Annotated in this window: 4 protein-coding genes; 1 reads left to right on the top strand and 3 read right to left on the bottom strand. The window is 26.2% G+C overall.

The features are described from left to right. The 3 genes from HMPREF2663_RS07770 to HMPREF2663_RS07765 all read right to left on the bottom strand — a co-directional run. The coding region (locus HMPREF2663_RS07770) for a DUF5080 family protein (RefSeq protein WP_141762242.1) at positions 1 to 330 on the bottom strand (330 nt) is incomplete at its 3' end. 3 nt (positions 331 to 333) lie between these two features. Continuing rightward, the gene (locus HMPREF2663_RS13030) at positions 334 to 504 is read right to left on the bottom strand and encodes a hypothetical protein (RefSeq protein ID WP_012816723.1); all 171 of its coding nucleotides are present in this window, start codon (positions 502 to 504) and stop codon (positions 334 to 336) included. A 183-nt stretch (positions 505 to 687) separates the two neighbouring features. Next, positions 688 to 1,353, bottom strand: coding sequence for a DUF5079 family protein (locus HMPREF2663_RS07765; protein WP_012816722.1), 666 nt, complete (start codon positions 1,351 to 1,353; stop codon positions 688 to 690). A gap of 287 nt (positions 1,354 to 1,640) precedes the next feature. Between HMPREF2663_RS07765 and HMPREF2663_RS07760 the strand changes: the two genes are divergently transcribed. Beyond that, a partial coding sequence (locus HMPREF2663_RS07760; RefSeq protein ID WP_070846149.1) for a recombinase family protein occupies positions 1,641 to 2,045 on the top strand: 405 nt, incomplete at its 3' end.

Raw genomic sequence — 2,045 nt, 5'->3', positions numbered from 1 at the left:
GACTTGTAAATCTAACTCTTGATATTCTATATCATCTTGATTTGTATTTTCCTTTTTACTAATTAGATAGTTCAAAACTTTAGGTTTTGTCCAAAAATTCTTGATTGCAAAATACATATACACAAATGAACCAATTAAAGTAAATGCTATATAATTACTTAAATCATTTCCTGTAAGTTTATTTCCAATAAAATGAAAAATAATCAACATTATTACAATAACAAAATCTAAAAAAATAGATAAAATTGAAAAATTTTCAGATTTCAGAAGACTGTCAAATAGAGCTAAATAAAATATAATAAATACTCCAATCAGTACAAAATAAACCAATACTTACACTTCCTTAATTATTCTCATATACCTTTGCTTTTGTTTCACATCAATTTTTATATCGTTCACTATTAAAACATTTTTTGATAGAGTAGGGTCAACTTTTAACATATCAATATATTCTATGTTTAATTCAGAGATATGTTGTAACCTGTCATTTAAAGAAATAAACACTGTATTCTGATATTCATTAATCCCAATAAGCTCCCTTTGAAATATTATAGGTCCTGTTAGCTATTTATAGTTATAAATTATAAAATTCATTTACTGTATCTAAACCTTTTAACCAGTTTTCTTCTTTATTAATTTCAAATGTTATTTTGACGAAATAAGGCATTACATTCATACCTAATTCTATTATAATTTCATCCCATCTTCTTTAATGTCATAATTTAAGAGACCTAAATAAAAATATGTTCGTCCAATTAATAAATGGCTACAAAATAACATTATCATTCCCATCCAAATCGTTCTATTTTCTTCAGAATCAACAGGAAGAATTAATGATACATACAGCAATAGTCCAAATGATAATAAAATAGTTAAAATTCCAATCATTCTAATAAAACTACCGTTTTGGATACCAAACATCTCAAATTCACCTAGACAAAATAAGAATAGACCTATAGCAGAGACTATTATGAGCCCACAAATTAACAACCAATATGTAAAAGTATCATCTCTAGAATCTGCAAAATAAAAAGCATAAGCAGAACTAATTAAAAATGGAATATTGTATCCTGAAAGTAGATTGATGGTCATATATATTACAACTCTGAATTTATAATTTTTTCGATTATAATGTTTAAAAATATACTCACGTTCTTGTAAATAAAGAAGCAACCATAATAATAATGATCCTATTAAATATACTTTCATATATAAAGGCATATTCCCTTTTATACCTGGACCTGCATATATAAAATAGTAAACTGCAAAAATAATGAAATTCACTAATGATAATCCTATTAAATGTGAATGTTGAATTGATTCTATTGATTTTTTTTGTAGATTTACCTCCATAATATCCACCTTCCTTTTATCAATATAATATTATCACAACTTATATTAAATATCGTTGCTATTTGGATTAATTGCTTTTTATCTATATTATCTATTGATATTTTTAGTATTATTATATTTTCAGAAATTCTTTCTAATTGGGATGACACTACAAAACTTAAAGCTACTTAAAAAAAACAATTTATATATAAATTAAGGGTACACCCTAATCATACAAAGTAAGTTGTTGAAATTATCGCAACTAAAACGTATGATTAGGGTGTGTATTAATTATGGAGTGAAAATAAATGATTATAGGTTATGCGAGAGTATCTTCGATAGATCAAAATTTAGAAAGACAGTTGGAAAATTTAAAAACGTTTGGCGTAGAGAAAATCTTTACAGAGAAGCAATCAGGCAAATCAGTTGAAAATAGACCTGTATTTCAAGAAGCCCTTAATTTTGTAAGAATGGGAGATCGATTCGTTGTGGAGTCTATTGATCGTTTAGGACGTAACTATGATGAAATTATTGAAACAGTGGGTTATTTAAAAGAAAAAGACGTTCAGCTAATGATAACTAGTTTACCTATGATGAATGAAGTGATTGATAATCCATTGTTAGATAAGTTTATGAAAGATTTAATCGTTCAAATCCTGGCAATGGTTTCAGAACAAGAGAGAAATGAAAGTAAACGTCGACAAGCTCAAGGT

The organism is Staphylococcus sp. HMSC077D08, from assembly GCF_001837945.1.
Classification (GTDB): Bacteria; Bacillota; Bacilli; order Staphylococcales; family Staphylococcaceae; genus Staphylococcus; species Staphylococcus epidermidis.
This window is presented reverse-complemented; position numbering and strand designations above follow the sequence as displayed.